This window comes from Pseudomonas sp. TTU2014-080ASC, assembly GCF_001446935.1.
Taxonomy (GTDB): domain Bacteria; phylum Pseudomonadota; class Gammaproteobacteria; order Pseudomonadales; family Pseudomonadaceae; genus Aquipseudomonas.
On the sequence record NZ_LKKK01000002.1, the window covers coordinates 314,798 to 331,190 of the forward strand.

18 protein-coding genes are annotated in these 16,393 nt (G+C 59.5%); 13 read left to right on the forward strand and 5 right to left on the reverse strand.

What is annotated here, in order from left to right; all coding sequences use genetic code 11:
* Positions 1–100: 100 nt before the first annotated feature.
* Positions 101–403 carry an ArsR/SmtB family transcription factor gene (locus tag AO726_RS06990; protein WP_058067355.1) on the reverse strand — a complete coding sequence of 101 codons (303 nt, stop codon included), beginning with the start codon at positions 401–403 and terminating at the stop codon, positions 101–103.
* 301 nt (positions 404–704) lie between these two features.
* On the opposite strand from AO726_RS06990, the gene AO726_RS06995 reads away from it, so the two are divergent.
* From AO726_RS06995 to AO726_RS07050, 12 genes are all read left to right on the forward strand, one after another.
* Positions 705–1,937 carry a styrene monooxygenase/indole monooxygenase family protein gene (locus AO726_RS06995; protein ID WP_177330543.1) on the forward strand — a complete coding sequence of 411 codons (1,233 nt, stop codon included), beginning with the start codon at positions 705–707 and terminating at the stop codon, positions 1,935–1,937.
* Position 1,938: 1 nt separating this feature from the next.
* Positions 1,939–3,129: an OmpP1/FadL family transporter gene (locus tag AO726_RS07000; RefSeq protein WP_058067357.1), complete on the forward strand. Its 1,191-nt coding sequence runs from the start codon at positions 1,939–1,941 to the stop codon at positions 3,127–3,129.
* A gap of 11 nt (positions 3,130–3,140) precedes the next feature.
* Entirely contained in the window at positions 3,141–3,632 is a 492-nt protein-coding gene (locus AO726_RS07005; RefSeq protein WP_058067358.1) for a flavin reductase family protein, read from the forward strand.
* A 226-nt stretch (positions 3,633–3,858) separates the two neighbouring features.
* The gene (locus AO726_RS07010) at positions 3,859–4,887 is read left to right on the forward strand and encodes a ring-hydroxylating dioxygenase ferredoxin reductase family protein (protein WP_058067359.1); all 1,029 of its coding nucleotides are present in this window, start codon (positions 3,859–3,861) and stop codon (positions 4,885–4,887) included.
* A gap of 10 nt (positions 4,888–4,897) precedes the next feature.
* Positions 4,898–6,220 (forward strand): M20 family metallopeptidase, encoded by a 1,323-nt coding sequence (locus AO726_RS07015; RefSeq protein WP_058067360.1) that lies wholly within the window; start codon positions 4,898–4,900, stop codon positions 6,218–6,220.
* Between the two features lie 15 nt (positions 6,221–6,235).
* Positions 6,236–6,973 carry an aspartate/glutamate racemase family protein gene (locus AO726_RS07020; RefSeq protein ID WP_058067361.1) on the forward strand — a complete coding sequence of 246 codons (738 nt, stop codon included), beginning with the start codon at positions 6,236–6,238 and terminating at the stop codon, positions 6,971–6,973.
* Between the two features lie 22 nt (positions 6,974–6,995).
* Positions 6,996–8,444: an indoleacetamide hydrolase gene (gene iaaH, locus AO726_RS07025; RefSeq protein ID WP_058067362.1), complete on the forward strand. Its 1,449-nt coding sequence runs from the start codon at positions 6,996–6,998 to the stop codon at positions 8,442–8,444.
* 26 nt (positions 8,445–8,470) lie between these two features.
* Complete coding sequence (locus AO726_RS07030) at positions 8,471–9,229, forward strand: SDR family NAD(P)-dependent oxidoreductase (protein ID WP_058067363.1); 759 nt, start codon at positions 8,471–8,473, stop codon at positions 9,227–9,229.
* A 24-nt stretch (positions 9,230–9,253) separates the two neighbouring features.
* Positions 9,254–10,213, forward strand: coding sequence for a VOC family protein (locus AO726_RS07035; protein WP_058067364.1), 960 nt, complete (start codon positions 9,254–9,256; stop codon positions 10,211–10,213).
* Complete coding sequence (locus AO726_RS07040; protein WP_058067365.1) at positions 10,210–11,046, forward strand: alpha/beta fold hydrolase; 837 nt, start codon at positions 10,210–10,212, stop codon at positions 11,044–11,046. Before AO726_RS07035 ends, AO726_RS07040 begins: the two co-directional genes overlap by 4 nt.
* A 2-nt stretch (positions 11,047–11,048) precedes the next feature.
* The gene (locus AO726_RS07045; RefSeq protein ID WP_058067366.1) at positions 11,049–11,483 is read left to right on the forward strand and encodes a lipocalin-like domain-containing protein; all 435 of its coding nucleotides are present in this window, start codon (positions 11,049–11,051) and stop codon (positions 11,481–11,483) included.
* A 249-nt stretch (positions 11,484–11,732) separates the two neighbouring features.
* Positions 11,733–12,503 (forward strand): YoaK family protein, encoded by a 771-nt coding sequence (locus AO726_RS07050; RefSeq protein ID WP_058067367.1) that lies wholly within the window; start codon positions 11,733–11,735, stop codon positions 12,501–12,503.
* Between the two features lie 110 nt (positions 12,504–12,613).
* Here the strand turns inward: AO726_RS07050 and AO726_RS07055 are convergent, their stop codons facing one another.
* The 4 genes from AO726_RS07055 to AO726_RS07065 form a co-directional block, all read right to left on the reverse strand.
* Complete coding sequence (locus AO726_RS07055; protein ID WP_082629079.1) at positions 12,614–13,705, reverse strand: 3-deoxy-7-phosphoheptulonate synthase; 1,092 nt, start codon at positions 13,703–13,705, stop codon at positions 12,614–12,616.
* A 274-nt stretch (positions 13,706–13,979) separates the two neighbouring features.
* Positions 13,980–14,114, reverse strand: a complete 135-nt coding sequence (locus tag AO726_RS21500; protein ID WP_275044091.1) for a hypothetical protein — start codon at positions 14,112–14,114, stop codon at positions 13,980–13,982.
* An 84-nt stretch (positions 14,115–14,198) separates the two neighbouring features.
* Positions 14,199–14,591, reverse strand: a complete 393-nt coding sequence (locus AO726_RS07060) for a GFA family protein (RefSeq protein WP_058067368.1) — start codon at positions 14,589–14,591, stop codon at positions 14,199–14,201.
* Between the two features lie 60 nt (positions 14,592–14,651).
* On the reverse strand, positions 14,652–15,230 hold the full coding sequence (locus AO726_RS07065; protein WP_058067369.1) for an LOG family protein: 579 nt from the start codon (positions 15,228–15,230) through the stop codon (positions 14,652–14,654).
* Between the two features lie 546 nt (positions 15,231–15,776).
* Here AO726_RS07065 and AO726_RS07070 point away from each other — a divergent pair.
* Entirely contained in the window at positions 15,777–16,295 is a 519-nt protein-coding gene (locus tag AO726_RS07070; RefSeq protein WP_058067370.1) for an Hcp family type VI secretion system effector, read from the forward strand.
* Positions 16,296–16,393 lie beyond the last annotated feature (98 nt).

The window sequence follows — 16,393 nt, forward strand, 5'->3', positions numbered from 1 at the left end:
ATAATAAAGTGGAAAAATAGCTTCACTTGTCTGTGTCGTTTGAAGGTCCTGTGCGGGTTAAAAAGAGGATCGGTCGTTACAGCGGTTGGGCGGTTGAACGCTACAGCTCTGAGCCAATGAGTTTGGCTAGGGCGCTGATGTTTGCTTCGTTACGTTTGTAATAGGTCCACTGACCAATACGTCTGACTTCGACCAACCCGGCGCGTTGCAGCGTTGCAAGATAATCCGAAACCGTCGACTGCGAGAGCCCGACGCCTTCTTGAATGCTACTTACACAAACGCCGACCGTGTGCACGTCTCCCTCATCCTGCGGGGGGAAGTTATTGGCCGGGTCCTTCAAACCTTTCAAAATTTTAAGGCGGGTAGGGTTTGATAGGGCTTTAAAAACGTCGAGTAATTCCATGGGCTCAATGTATCGGAATTTACCGATATGTCAATTTATTAATTTCTCCCGCTCAATTTGGCTTTGCGTTTAAGCCGTTCTTGCCTGCGCATCTCCCACCGCGTGTTTCTAGGGCGCTGCACAGTAGCTGCTCACGAGGGGGAGAGTGCGGGGACCCTGCGCCTCAATGCGCTTCACGCAATTTCCTGCACTTTGCGTATAGCCGCTGCATGATCTGAATATTGTCCCGCCACCCCTTGCTTCACATTGGCTGCACGGACGACATCGGGCCGTCCGTTCCACCACTATGGAGCGAAGCCTCGTGAGAACAATAACAATCGTTGGTGCCGGGCAGGCGGGTTTGCAGCTTGGCATTGGTTTGCTGCAACAGGGTTATATCGTCAATCTGATTTCCAACCGTACCGGCGAGCAGATCGCCGCTGGCCGGGTGCTGTCCAGCCAGTCGATGTACGACATGGCGTTGGGTTTTGAGCGTGAACTGGGGCTGGCGCTGTGGGATGACGTGTGCCCACCGACCGATGGCGTACATATGCGTGCCGGTAACAGTCAGGGCCTGATGGTGGATTGGCGCGCACGTATGCATGCGCCGGGGCAGTCGGTGGATCAGCGCATCAAGATGCCGCGCTGGATGGATGAATTTGTGCGTCAGGGTGGCAACCTGCTCATTGAAGAGGCCGATATCGACGCCTTGGAGCGTTACGCACAAAGCAGCGATCTGGTGATCGTGGCCAGCGGCAAAGGCGAGATCGGCAAGCTGTTTGAACGTGACAACGAGCGCAGCGTGTTTGATCGTCCGCTGCGCACCATTTCTCTCACTTATGTACACGACATGCTGCCGCGCAAGGATTTCAGTGCGCTGAACATCAGCATCAATCCGGGCATTGGTGAGTACGTCAACTTCCCCTGTATCACCCATACCGGGCCAGGCGACATCATCAACTTGGAGTGTGTGCCAGGCGGCCCGATGGACCGTTGGGATGAAGTCACCACTCCGGCAGAACACCTTGCGCTGGCCGTGGAGTTGATCCGTGAGTTCTTCCCGTGGGAAGCGCCGCGCTGCGAAAACCTGCGTCTTACTGATGACCTCGGCACTCTGGTCGGCCGTCTGACCCCGACTGTGCGTAAACCGATTGGCGTGCTGCCGTCTGGTCGTACCGTGCTGGGCATGGCGGATGTGCTGGTGCTGAATGACCCTGTCACCGGGCAGGGTTCGAACAACGCCAGTAAGTGCGCCAACGTCTACATGAAGTGCATCCTCGAGCAGGGTGTGGATGGCTTTGATGATGCGTGGAAACAAGCCACTTTCGAGCGTTATTGGGATTACGCGCAGTGGGTCACCAAGTTCACCAATACACATCTGCTGCCGCCCCCTGACTCGGCCCTGCGGGTATTCGCTGCTTGCGCTGCTGACCCGGCAATCGCAGCTACTGTGGCCAACGCATTTGACGATCCGCAGAGTCTCACGCCCTGGTACTACGACATGGCCGAAGCCGAGCGCTTTATCGCCAGTTTTTCCCTGGCCAAGGAGGCGTGAGATGGTCAATTTCAAACTCGCAGGTGCAGGCGTAACGGCGCTGTTGCTGGGCCTTTCAGTGCAACAGGCGCAGGCTACTCAGGGCACTTTTCCTCACGGATACGGGGTGAAATCTGAAGGTATGGGCGGCGTGGTGCTGGCGCTGCCGCAGGACTCGCTGGTGGGCGCGTCGAACCCGGCTGGCATGGTCTGGGTTGGCACCCGTGTGGATGCCGGTGTGGCCTTGCTGCAGGTGGATAATGGCATTGAGTTCGCCGGGGAAACCGTCAGCGGTGTGGAAGACAACGACCTCTACATCATTCCTCAGCTCGGTGCTAACCGCATGCTGGATGAGGTCAGCAGCATCGGTGTGTCCATCGTTGGTAACGGCGTGGGTACGGCTTATGGCAGCGACAGTAATGTCGGTGGTCTGGAGCGTCCCGGTTCGGAGTTCCAGCAAATGGTCGCCACCGTCAGCTATGCGCGCAAACTCAACGAGCGTCACAGCTATGGCATCGGTGTGATGCTGATCCGGCAGCAGCTGGATATCGACGGCACCGCCAGCATTGGCTTGCCCGAAGGCCGTGATGAGTCTTACGGCGCTGGCCTGCGCTTGGGTTATATGGGCAAGCTGACGGATGAGCTGACCCTGGGCCTGAGTTACGCCACCCGTGGCTACATGGGCAAGATGAAGCGCTTCGAGAATCTGCTGGCTGAAGGCGGCGACATGGATATGCCGTCCAACTACGGGATCGGCCTGAGCTACACCAAAGGCGACTGGACCGTAGCCGCCGATGTGCAGCGCATTCTCTGGAGCGATGTGAAATCCCTCGGCAACCCCGGCGTCAGCCGTGCTACCGGCGCACCGGGCGACAGCGATGGCCCAGGCTTCGGCTGGCGTGATCAGACGGTCTACCGCCTCGGTGTGGCCTATCAGGCGACACAGGATCTGACCTTGCGCGTGGGCTACAACGACGCCAACCAACTGCTCGACAGCCGTGACGGCTATCTGGGCATGCTGGCCCCAGCGGCTAACCATCAGCATGTGACCTTGGGTGCGACCTATCGCTTGGATGGCGGTAATGAGTTGTCCTTTGCCTACGCCCGTTCCTTTAAGGACAAGGTGGATGGCGACGGCAATGGCCCGGATGCCGTGAGCTCGCCCTACATGGGCCAGCACTGGCTGTCCTTTAGCTATGCCGTGGTGTTCTGAGGAGTGTGTGAATGATTGACCCCAAGGCTTTTCGTCAGGCCCTCAGCCACTTCGCCACCGGCGTCACGGTGGTTACCACGCGGGATGCCGCTGGCCAGCCGATTGGTGTTACTGCCAGCAGCTTTAACAGTGTCTCGTTGGAGCCGCCGCTGGTGCTCTGGAGCATTGGCCGCAAGGCCTATAGCTATCCGGCGTTTGCCGAAGCTGAACATTTCGCTGTGCATGTGCTGGGTGAGCATCAGCAAGAGTGGTCGAACCGCTTCGGCCGGGCCGGGGAGGACAAGTTCGGCGGGCTTAACTGGTGCGAAGGGATTGCTGCACTGCCACTGCTGGAAGGTTGTCCCGTGCGCTTCGAGTGTTTGGTTGAGCACCGTTACGAAGGCGGCGATCACATGATCCTGGTCGGCCGTGTGCTGCGTGTGACGGAAGCCGATTGTGCTGCTGCCCCGCTGCTGTTTCACCGTGGCCGCTATGCCGCGTTGGAGAGCGCTTCGGGTCTCTGATAGCACGCACTGTTTCACGGTAGTCACGGATGACTGCCGATTTTGCGCAAGTAATTGCGCTTTAGGGATAACCACGTTTCCCAATGGAGCGCAGGCCCTGCGTTGCCCTTCCTAACATCGAATCCATGCCTGGCCCCTCCGGGGCGCTGCCGACTCGTTGAGTCCGTGCGCTTCTGTTTGGCTGTACCTGCACTACGCAAGTCCCGTTTTTCGGTGGAACCCAGTTATGAATGAGCAACTACACAAAGTCACCCTGAACTTCGCCGATGGCGTAACCCATACCTTCAGTGTCGCCCAGGGCGCAAACATTCTGGATGCCGCAATCGCTGCGGAAATGCCGGTGCTGTATCAGTGTCGCTCTGGGGGCTGCTCAAGCTGTATCTGTAATTTGGCCGAGGGTGAAACCGCCACCATTGCGGGGGCGAGCTCATCACTGATTGCCAGTGAATTTGAAGCCGGACAGCGGCTGCTCTGCGTGTCGCAAGCCAACAGCGACTGCACCTTCAACATGGCCTACGGCAGCGAAGTGGGCTCTACCTCGGCCCATGAAGTGCACGCATTTGTGGACTCCGTTGAGCGTATTGCCAGCAACGTGATGCGTGTGACTTTGGAACTGGCGGACGGTGAGTGGATGGAGTTCCGCCCGGGGCAGTTCATGCAGATCGTGGTGCCGGGACTGGGCGTGCTGCGCAGTTATTCACCGTCCAGCACTCAGGTGAGTCTGCCGAAGATGGAGTTCCTGATCCGTCTGCTGCCCGGCGGAGCGATGTCCAATTACCTTGAAAACGAAGCCGATGTGGATCAGGTCCTGACCCTCAGCGGCCCGTATGGCGCGTTCTTCCTGCGTGAAGAACACAAGCGTGCTCCGCACATTTTTGTCGCCGGCGGCACTGGCCTTGCGCCAATCATGTCGATGATCGATACCCTGCGCCAACTGGGCGGACGCAAACCGCCGATTCTGCTGAGCTTCGGCTGTGCAGTGCCTGAGGCGCTGTTCTGCCTGGAAGACATCGAGCTGCGTAAGCAATGGCTGCCGACTCTGGAGGCGCGCATTTGTGTAGACCGCGGTGCAACTGGCGATATGCACTTGGGCAACCCGGTCAGCGCCTTGCGCGAAGGCGATGTCACCAGTCCGGACACGGTCGCTTACCTGTGCGGCCCGCAGCCCATGATCGATGGCGCTACTCAGCGTTTGATCGAGCTGGGTGTGAAGCCGGAAAACATCTTCGCCGAACAGTTTGTTGCCAGTAACTGAGGACCTGCCCATGAAACCGACGACTCAGCTTCCGTTTAGTGCCGAACAAAGCCAGTGGTATGAGCAGGCCCGTGCGCGCCTGAACCCTAAGCGTTTGCAAGAACTGTTGTTCAACCTGACCAACATTCACAGCCCCACCGGTGCGACCCGCGAAGCCAGCGAGTTTATGACTCAGCACATGCAGTCCATCGGCATGAAGTCGCGCTACTACCCAATGAACGACATCACCGGCAACGCGCTGGGTGAGTTCAAGGGCAGCGGTGGCGGTGCCACGCTGTTGCTGTACGCGCCGATCGACACGCACTTGGACCGTACACCGGGCGAAGAAGTCATCGTCGGTGATGGGCAGGAAGCTGACCTGCAGCCGTTCGCTCAGCAAGTGGATGACTGGGTTTTCGGTCTGGGTTCGTCCAACCCCAAAGCCATGATCGCCACCCTGACTGAAGTCGCCACCGCGCTGATTGAGGCCGGTGTACCGATCAAGGGGGATCTGCTGCTGGGCATGGCCGACGGCGGCATGCCGGTGGACATCAGCGAGCGTAACGCCGGCATGTCCAACGGGGTTATCCACATGCTCAACCGTGGCATGTATCCGGACTTCGCCATCATCATGAAGCCGTGGAACTGGGTTTACCACGAAGAGCCGGGCATGGCTTGGTTCAAGCTTAAGGTCAAAGGCACCCTCGGCTATGCCGGTGTGCCGCACAACATTCCGGGCTTCCGCAGCTCGGTGGTACCTGCTGCCACTGTGATTCAAGAACTGCAGCAGTGGATTCTGGATTACACCGAGCGCAACACCAGCGGCGTGATTCAGCCCCACGGCTGGATCGCCGGTGTGCGCGGCGGTCAGGTTGAGCGCCCGGCATTCCCCAGTGCGGTGACGGAAATCTTCTTCGATGTTCGGATTAACCCGCGTGTCAGCCCGGCCAGCGTTAAGGCGCAGTTCGCTGAGTTTGTTGAAGACCTCAAGGCGCGCTTCCCCGATCTGGATCTGGACTGGGAGCAATACGGCTCGGCACCGGGCGGCACCACTGACCCGGAGAACTGGATCATCCAGTCGTGCAAACGCGGTTGGGAGCACATCGAACAGCGACCACACGGCATGCCCGACATGCTCGCCGGGCAAACCGACGGTGCCGCTCTGCGCCGTTACGGCGTACCGACTGCGCGTATCGGCTGGCCGTGGCCTGCAACCGGTGCACCGCTGCCGGTGGCCGAAGGCCTGGGCGGCATGGGGGCGACCTATATCCCTGACCTGATGCCATGCGCCGAGAAAATCCTCTACGCAATGATCGACACCCTGACCCGTCCGCGTCAGGAGCTGGGCCTGTAAGCCCCGGAGCCAATAATGAGCAAACGTATCAAGATGATTTTCCCGGTTCCGATGAGCGAGGCGACCCGTCCGCTGGTGGAATCGCAACTGCCGCCGGAACTGGTGCGCGCTGATATCGACGTGAGCTTTGTTGGGGCAGGCCAGGTGATGACCCTGGCAGACAGCTACTACGACATGGCAATCATGGAAATGGCCGTGATTGAAGCCGGTATCAAGGCCGAACAGGAAGGCTACGACGCAGTGTGCATCAACACCGTCAGCGACTCCGGTCTCGCCGCGCTGCGCTCGCGCCTGTCGATCCCGGTACTGGCTCCTGGCATTGCCGCGTTCCACACCGCCTGCATGCTCGGCCAGAAATTCAGCATCCTGACCATGTGGCCGCGCTGGTACCCGCTGTACCGCAAAACCATCAAGGAATACGGCCTGGAGTCGCGTCTGGCTTCCGTGCGTTCGATTGATGTGCGCCCGGACACCGAAGCTCTGCTGCAAGGCAAAGAAGAAGTGGTCTTCGCCAAGCTGCTGGAGCAGGCCAAGCGCGCCATCGAAGAAGACGGTGCGGACGTGATCGTTCTCGGCTCCACCACCATGCACCAGTCCCACGCTTACCTGGCAGCCAACCTGCCGGTGCCGGTGCTCAATCCCGGTGTGATCGCCTACAAGCAGTGCGAAGTGCTGCTCGACCTCGGCCTGTGCCACAGCAAGGTCGCCTTCCCAAGCCCGGAACAGAACAAGGACGAAGCCTTTATCCGCTGAGGCTGCGTTGAGGAGTATTGAGATGAAAATGTTCGATTCGACCGAAACTCACGCCCCGAGCGACCTGACCATCGCCGAGGCGGTTGCTGCCTTCCGTGACGGCGTGCTGACCAGCGTTGAGCTGGTACACGCCTGCCTGGAGCGCTCCGAAGATGGCAAAGACCTCAACATCTACGTCACCTTGGATGGCGTTGGTGCGCTGCAAGCTGCACAGGCGGCTGACGCTGCGCGTAAAGCCGGTGAGCCGCAGAAGCCGCTGAGCGGCATTCCGATTGTGGTCAAAGACAACATCCACGCCGCAGGCCTGCAATGCACCGCAGGTTCACCGGCGTTTGCTGGGTTTGTCCCGACTGAAGATGCACCTACCGTACGCGCGCTGCGTGATGCCGGAGCGATCATCCTCGGCAAAACCAACATGCACGAACTGGCCTTTGGGGCGACCGGCTACAACGGCGCGTTCAATACCGGCCGTGATGTCGGCGTGCGTAACCCGTATGACAGCACCCGCATTGCCGGTGGTTCGTCCTCCGGTAGCGCAGCGGCACTGGGCGCACGTATGGCGCTGGCGGCACTGGGCACCGACACCGGCGGCTCCATGCGTATTCCGCCGGCGCTTAACGGCTGCGCCTCGCTGCGTCCGAGTCAGGGCCGTTACAGCGACCGTGGCGTGATCCCGATTGCCCGCAGCCGCGACACCGTCGGCCCGATGGCTTTGTGCATGGCTGACGTGGCGCTGCTCGACGGTCTGATCACTGAAGAGTACGCCCTGCCGTCCGTGACCCTGAGTAACCTGCGTCTGGGGGTGCCGAGCGAGTTCTGGCGCAACCTGGATGAAGATACCCGCGAGCTGGCCGAAGCTGCGCTGGAAAAACTGCGCCTGCACGGTGTGACCCTGGTGCAGATCGAAGACGCCGGCCTGCATGCGCTCAACGAGCCGGTCGGCTTCCCCGTGGTGATCTACGAAGCCTACGACTGCATGGTCGAGTACCTGCGCGAGTACGGTCATGACATGACCATCGAGCAAGTCGCTGAGAAGTTGCACAGCCCGGATGTCCGTTACATCTACGAGAACTGGGTTCTGCCGCGCAAGATGCCGGCCGGTGATGAGCTGGTCGATCTGACCCCGATCTACGAAGCCGCTCGTGACAGCGGCCGTCAGGCGATTCGCGAGCGCTATCAGGACCTCTTTGAACAGTACGACGTTGAAGCCCTGATCTTCCCGACCACCTGCGTAGTTGCGCCGCTGGCCAACGAAGAGGTGAACCTGCCAAGCAACTTCGAGCGCCTGATCCAGAACACCGAGCCGTCGGCCAGTGCCGGTTTGCCGGGTATCCAGCTGCCGATTGGCCTGGGCAACCGCAGCGGTCTGCCGGTGGGTATGGAACTGGATGGCCCGGCTTGGAGCGACCGTCGTCTGCTGGCCATCGGTCAACTGCTGGAAAGCATCTTCGGCCGCGTACCGCGCGCCTGAACGCCTGAAACCCACGAGGAGTTGAAATGAGCCAGAGCAGCGAGTGGCAAGACAAAGTCGTCATCGTTACCGGTGGCGCAAGCGGTATGGGCCGTGATGTCAGCCTGACCCTGGCCGCGCGTGGTGCCCGCGTGGTGATTGGCAACCGCAACGCTGAAGCGGGCGAAGCCGTGCTGCGCGAGATTCGTGCAGCCGGTGGCCAGGCCGTATTCCGCGCCACCGATGTGTCCAATCCGCAGGATTGCGAAGCGCTGGTGGCGCTGGCTGTGAGCACCTATGGCCGCCTTGATGCGGCCTTTAACAATGCCGGGTTGCAGCGTGCCTTTAACCCGATCCACGTCACACCGGATGTGGACCTGAGTGAGGTGATCGACATCAACCTCAAGGGCGTGCTGTACATGATGAAGTACGAAACCGCCGCCATGCTCGAAACCGGTGGTGGCGCGATCGTCAACAACGCCTCCATTTTCGGCCTTAAAGGCATGGCCGAGACGGCCTGCTACATCGCCTCTAAGCACGGCATCGTCGGCGCCACCAAAGCCGCGGCGCTGGACTATGCCCGTCATGGCATCCGTGTAAATGCCGTCTGCCCCGGCCCGATCAAAACCCCAAGCTACGACCGCGTAACCGGTGGCGATGACCACATGTACGACGACGGCGTGCCGATGCACCGCATCGGCCAGCCCCGCGAAGTCACCGACGCCGTGCTCTGGCTGCTTTCTGATCAGGCTTCCTATGTGACCGGCAGCATGCTGTCGGTAGACGGCGGCATGGTCGCGCAATAACGCGGTGATTTAAGGAGAACCCAAATGATCAACGCACTGAGTTATGTGGTGGTAGAAACCCCGCATCTTGATGCCTGGATGGAACAGGCTCGTCACCACATTGGCCTGCATGTTGAAGAGGTAGCAGCCGGGCAGTGTGTGCGCCTGCGGGCCGATGAAAAAATTCAGCGCCTGCTGGTCACTAAAGTTGCCGGTGAAGCCAGCATGGGCATGGGCTTCGAGCTGGCCGACGCTGACGCCCTGAGCTCCATGCGCGGCAAGCTGGAAGAGGCCGGTTACGCCACCACTGAAGGCACAGCCGAAGAGCTGAGCCTGCGCGGCGTGCAGGGCATGTTCCACTTCCGTGATCCGGACGGCCTGCGTATTGAGGTCTGCCATGGTCTGGGCGATGCGACGGAGCCTTTCCAGCCGGGCCGCCCGATTGGCGGCTTCCGCACCGGTGACATGGGCCTCGGCCATGTGGCACTGATTACTGAGCACTTCGATGAGCTAAGCCATCTGTACCGCAACATCTTCGGCTTCAAGGTCAGTGACCATACGCAGGCACCGTTCCGCGTTGAGTTCCTGCACTGCAACCCGCGTCACCACACTATCGGTCTGGCGCACACGGGCGGGCCGGCGAAGATTTATCACCTGATGCTCGAATACAACGATTTCGACGACGTTGGCCGCGCCTATGACATGGCGCTGGAAAAACCGGAGTCCATCGGCGTGACCCTCGGTCGCCACATCAACGACCACGTCACCTCGTTCTACTTGAAAAACCCTGACGGCTGGATGTTCGAGCTGGGCTGGGCCAGCCGTACGGTCGGCCCGGACTGGGAGGTTGAGGAGCTGCAGGGCATGAGCCTGTGGGGCCACGACCGCACCTGGCTACCCGATCATAAGCGTGAAGAAGCCCGACAAATCCTCAAGCGTCTGGCTGAGCAAGGCGTTCGCGCTCCAGTTGTTACCACCACCCAAACTGCCAAGGCTAAGCAATGAGTACTACAGCATCCCCGGAAATCGCCAAAAGCATCCAGATTGGCGAATGCACCCTTAACTATCACGACCAGGGCGAAGGTGATGTCATCCTGCTGATCCACGGTTCCGGTCCAGGTGTGACCGCGTGGGCCAACTGGCGCGGTGTGATCCCGACGTTGTCGCAGCGCGCCCGGATCATCGCGCCGGACATGCTCGGCTTCGGCTACACCAGCTGCCCGTCCGAGTGGAAACTCGACCCGGCGACCTGGGTTCAGTCCCTGGTTGGTCTGCTCGATGCGCTGAATATTGAGCGCGTCTCCATCGTCGGCAACTCCTTCGGCGGTGCGATTGCCCTGGCTTTCGCCAAAGCTCACCCGCAGCGCGTACAGCGTTTGGTGCTGATGGGCGCAGCCGGTCTGTCGTTCCCGCTCACCGACGGCCTGAACAAGGTCTGGGGCTATCAGCCATCGCTAGAAGCCATGCGCGAGCTGATGGAAGTGTTCGCCTACGATCACAGCATCATCAACGATGATCTCGTGCGTATGCGCTACGAAGCCAGCATCCGTGACGACGTGCAGACCCGTTTTGCCCAACTGTTCCCGGCACCGCGTCAGCAAGGCGTTGAGATGCTCGCACTGGCCGAAGACGACCTGCGCGCACTGCCGCACCAGACCCTGCTGATCCACGGCCGCGACGACAAAGTGATCCCGCTGGAGCTGTCCGAGCGCATGCTGCGCCTGATCCCGCACGCCCAACTGCACGCCTTCGGCGAATGCGGCCACTGGGTACAGATTGAAAAAGCCCAGGCATTCACCCGCCTGCTGGTTGAATTCCTGATTGAACAAGGAGCCTGAACATGAACCGCGACACCATTAAGGGCCGTTGGTCCATCCTCGCCTGGGAACAGCTGTACGACGACGGCCGCGTAGTGCTGCCGATGGGCACCGAGCTGGAAGGCTTTATCGAATACAGCGATTTCGGCATGTTCTGCGTCGTCGCCAAGAAAGACCGCCCGGCTTTCACCACCGGTGGTCAGTGGAACGCTGAAGACGCTGAAAAAGCAGCCGCCTACAGCAGCTACCTGACCTATGCCGGAGACTATGAAGTCAACGGCGACATCATCACCCACAAGGTGAATTACAGCATCTTCCCGAACTGGGTCGGTGGCAGCCAGCACCGCAAGGCTGTGTTCGATGGCGAGATCCTGCGCCTCGAAGCCCGTCTCGAAGAGGGCACCAGCGAAGCCCGCACCGCCCGCCTGAGCTGGAAGCGCGCTGCCGCTGCTGAATAAGCGACTTTAAGCCCCGGCGCGTCCACGCAATGCGCCGGGGCTTTTTCATTTCTGTGGCTTTTGTCCTGCCTGTTAGCCGCATGTCTAGCTGCTGAGCAGAGCGTAATGGAGTAACGTTAGTGTCCAGTTGTCAGGGTTGATTGGCTGTTCACCCTGCATACAGACCGGTTTCCCGTTATTTATCCCGACAGGACGCGCTTGCCCACAGGCGTGTTGCGCCGTTGTCGTGGCATTACAGCAAGGCGAATCATGCCCATTCGTTATGCACGCAGCCTTACAGGCCAAACCCGCACAGCTATTGCCAACCGCCATCTTGGTGTTGTTCTGGCGTTTATCGCCGGGGCGATCAATGCCGGTGGTTTTCTCGCGGTTCAGCAATACACCTCGCACATGACCGGGATTGTTTCCGGTATGGCCGACTACCTTGTTATCGGTGATTACACGCTGGTGTGGGCGGGCTTGGGCGCAGTCTTGGCCTTTTTGCTCGGGGCTGTCTGCACCTCACTGATGACCCACTACTCGCAGCGTCGTGGCCTGCAAAGCGAATACGCCTGGCCGCTGATGCTGGAGGCAGCTCTGCTGCTGTGCTTCGGCTTTCTCGGTGCACGCCTGGCAGAGATTGACGGCTTCTACGTGCCGCTGACGGTGCTGTTGCTGTGTTTCATCATGGGCCTGCAAAACGCCCTGATCACCAAGGTTTCCCGCGCCGAAATCCGTACCACCCACATCACCGGCATCGTCACCGACCTGGGGATTGAACTGGGCAAACTGTTTTACTGGAACCGTAGCCGCAACGACGAAGTACCCCGCGTTATCGCCGACAACCGCCGCCTGTGGCTGCTCAGCTTGCTGGGCTTTTACTTCTTCCTGGGTGGTGTGACTGGCGCGCTGGGCTTTAAGCACATGGGCTACATCTCCACCGTACCGCTGGCCATCGTGCTGGTGCTGCTGGCCAGCGTCCCGGTGCTGGATGACGCCCTGAATGTGCTGCGCAGGTGGTTTGGCAGTAAGGCAGGGTAGGTGGTGCTATCTGGCCAGTTGAGGCTGCTTGTTGCTGAATATGGGCATTTAAATGCTGTTCATGACGCTGATCCGTCAACCTGGCAAGAGGACGGATCAGCGAGGGGAGATTACAGTGAATCCCGCAAGCGCCCAGCTGCCTCCAGCAGCATCTGCTCAGTGCCATCCCAGCCCAGACAGGCATCGGTGATGGATACGCCGTAGCGCAGTTCGCCGCCGAGGCTCTGAGCGCCGTCGAACAGGTGGCTTTCGATCATCACTGCGCGCAGGGCTTTATCACCGGCCAGGCGCTGCTCAATCACGCTGTTCAGCACTTCGGGCTGGCGCAGCGGGTTTTTGCCACTGTTGGCGTGGCTGCAATCCACCATGATCTTCGCTTCGATGCCCTGCTTGGCCAGTTCGGCGCGGGCTGCTGCGACGCTCTGTGCATCGTAGTTCGGGCCGCTGTGGCCGCCACGCAGGACGATATGGCTGTCCGCGTTGCCTTCAGTCAGCACCAGGGCCGGATGGCCTTCAGTGTCTACGCCGAAGTGCTGGTGGGCGTGTGCGGCGCTGCGCATGGCGTCGATGGCGATGGACAGGCTGCCGTCGGTGCCATTCTTGAAGCCAACAGGCATGTCCAGGCCGCTGACCAGTTCGCGGTGCACTTGGGATTCGCTGGTGCGGGCGCCGATTGCGGCCCAGCTCAGCAGGTCATCGAAGTAACCGGCCACCAGCGGTTGCAGAATTTCTGTGGCCAGCGGCAGGCCCAGTTCGAGCATGCGCAGCATCAACTGGCGGGAGCAGCGCAGGCCTTCGGCCATATCGCCTGATCCGTCCAGTGCCGGGTCGTACACCATGCCTTTCCAGCCGACAGTGGTGCGCGGTTTTTCCACGTAGGCGCGCATCACCAGCAGAAGCTTGTCTTCCACGCGCTTGCTCAGCTCGGCGAGGCGTTCGGCGTATTCCAGAACAGCTTTTTCATCGTGCAGGGAGCAGGGGCCGACGACGACTAACAGGCGTGAGTCGCGGCCATCGAGAATGTCACGTACGGCGTTGCGGTGTTGCTGAATTTGCAGGGCGAGGGCGTCGCTCAGGGGCAGTTGTTCACGCAACTGGCAGGCGCTGGGCAGACGTGTGGTCTGGCGGCGTGGGGCAAGGGTGACCAGGTTCAGGTCTGGGCTGATGCGTGTATCGATGTTGGCTTGCAGGGCTACGGACATGGTGCTTTTCCTTAGCCGGGCGGCTTGGCCGCGCTCGGCATTCTATCTGGGGTGTCGGGGTGTTCGCGTCAGTGTGCGGCCGCAGTTCAGGCCGTTGGTAAATCGCCAGTCGTAGCGGTAATAAGCGTCATAGCGGTTGAACGTGTTCATTGTGTGATCCTCAAAAAAGGCCGTTATGCAGCCGGAAAAAAACAAACCCCCGGGCGGGTGGCCGACCGGGGGTTTCGAGAAACTGTCTGGTGGCGACCCTTTTTGCCAGGGCGCCTGCGGGGTATCAGGCGCGCTCGTGGCTAAACCAATACCCATAAAAGAAATAACCGGTCGCAGGCACATCTGACCGGGCAGCCGACAGCGCGATGCGGGACGCATCGAGGCAGGCAGGCGACAGGGACAGTGTGGACGACGACATGGAAATCTCCGTTGAATAGGCCCGAAGTTACTCCTTCAGGCGCGTTGATTCAACCCGAAGTTGATGACAGGCCAATGACAATAGCTAATCCTCAAAGCGGCCAGTCTGCTCGCGGTCATGGGTGTAGTGATGTTTCAGTGGGAGCGGTGGCAGCCAGGATTCGCGGCGTACCGTCCAAAGCTCGTAGGTGGGCTGGAACTGATCCGGCGCATCGAGCGAGCCTAGGTTGATCTCGACTTCATCAGCAACCCGACCAAACACCGATGATCCACAGTTCGGGCAGAAATAGCGGCCTGCATAGTCGCGGGTTTCGCCGGTAATGCTGACTGCGCTGTCGGGGAAAATGGCCGATGCATGGAACAGTGCGCCGTGGTGTTTGCGGCAGTCGAGGCAATGACAAAGGCCAACCCGGAAGGGGCGGCCAGATGCAACGTAACGAACCCGGCCGCAGAGGCAGCCACCGCTAAACTGTTCCATATTCATCTCCCTGATTGGGTGGATACGCGCAGAGGGGCGATCCACCCGGTGCGTCAGCGACTAACGCTCGGCCGCCGTGATCCACTTGCTGACCTGCGGTGGCTGGTAAGCACGGATAGCTTCGAGCAGGGCATCGATGCGTTTTTCCACGATCAGCATGGTGCGGTGCTCCGGCTTGACGAAGGCTTCGTTGACCATGTGATTGAGGAACAGTCCGAGCTGATCGTAGTAGCCGTTGATGTTGAGCAGCGAGCAGGGTTTGCGGTGGTGGCCCAATTGCGCCCAGGTCCAGACTTCGAACAACTCTTCCAGCGTACCGACGCCGCCGGGCATGGCGATAAAACCGTCGGCGAGTTCGGCCATCAGCGCTTTGCGCTGGTGCATGGAGTCCACCACGCGCAGATCATTGAGGCCGGTATGGCCGACTTCCTTCTCCCATAGCGAACGGGGAATGATGCCGATTACTTCACCGCCAGCTTCCAGTGCCGCATCCGCTACAGCGCCCATCAGACCGACCGAGGAGCCGCCGTAAACCAGTCCGATTTCCTCTTCAGCCAGAGCCCGGCCCAGTCGCTTGGCACCTTCCAGATAAACCGGGTCGTTGCCAGGGTTGGAGCCGCAAAAGACACACAGACGCATAGGTATTCCTCCTGAATTCACCTGCCAAAAAGCGGGCAGACCGGGGAATGTAGCAGTTGCCTGTGGCGGATAGGAGACCATTGATCCCGTCTGGAGGTATTCCGCTGTCTTCCACCTAAAGGCATTTTTTAAAACGACTGAGGGCTTTTCCTCAAAGGTGTGGATAATTTTCTGTCTGACTAGTGATGCCTAACTGCTGTTTCGGGTCCTGAGGTGATCTTCTCCGAATACCGACAAGCCTTGTCGCGAAATGTCAAAGTGCGCAACTTCTTGCGCAGCAGGCTGTGGATAAGTTTGTGAATAGATTTCTGAAAGCAATGCAAATAGAGGGCTGAAATCAACTGCGCAACTTTTTGCACAGTACTGCGCAAGAAGTTGCGCAGTTGCCGGCTCTGATTGGTTGTTTATTGATCAGTTAGAGTGGCTTTATTTTCATATCTTATTGATATGTATTGTATTTTTAATTGTTGGCACGGAAGTGGCTAACCATTCGGTCAGGATTAATTCCAATCCTACGAATTTTTAACCCAGGCAAGGAGAGCTCTCATGCCAACACCAGCGTATCTGTCCCTCGAAGGCACCAAACAAGGTCTGATCACTGCAGGCACCTTCACCGAAGATTCCGTCGGCAACATTTTCCAGGAAGGTCATGAGGACCAGATTCTGGTTCAGGCATTCAACCACCAGGTCATCATCCCGCGTGACCCGCAGTCCGGTCAGCCGACTGGCCAGCGCGTTCACAAGCCGCTGATGATCACCAAGGTGTTCGACAAATCCTCCCCGCTGATCTTCAACGCCCTGACCTCCGGTGAGCGTCTGAACAAGTGCCGTCTGGAGTGGTACCGCACTTCCTCCACCGGTACTCAGGAGCACTACTTCACCATCGAGCTGGAAGATGCCGTGATCGTTGACGTGCAGTCGCGCATGCCGAACTGCCAAGATCCGAACATGTCGCACTTCACTCACCTGGAAGACGTGTACTTCACCTACCGCAAAATCGTCTGGACCCACGAAGTATCCGGTACTTCCGGTTCTGACGACTGGCGTACTCCAATCTCCGCTTAATTGCTGCGAGATTGAGGATCACATCGACCAGGCTAGTCCTGGTCGTTGTGCTTTAAGCCTGCCTTAAGGTCGGCTGATTCATGGAATGAATTGCGAGG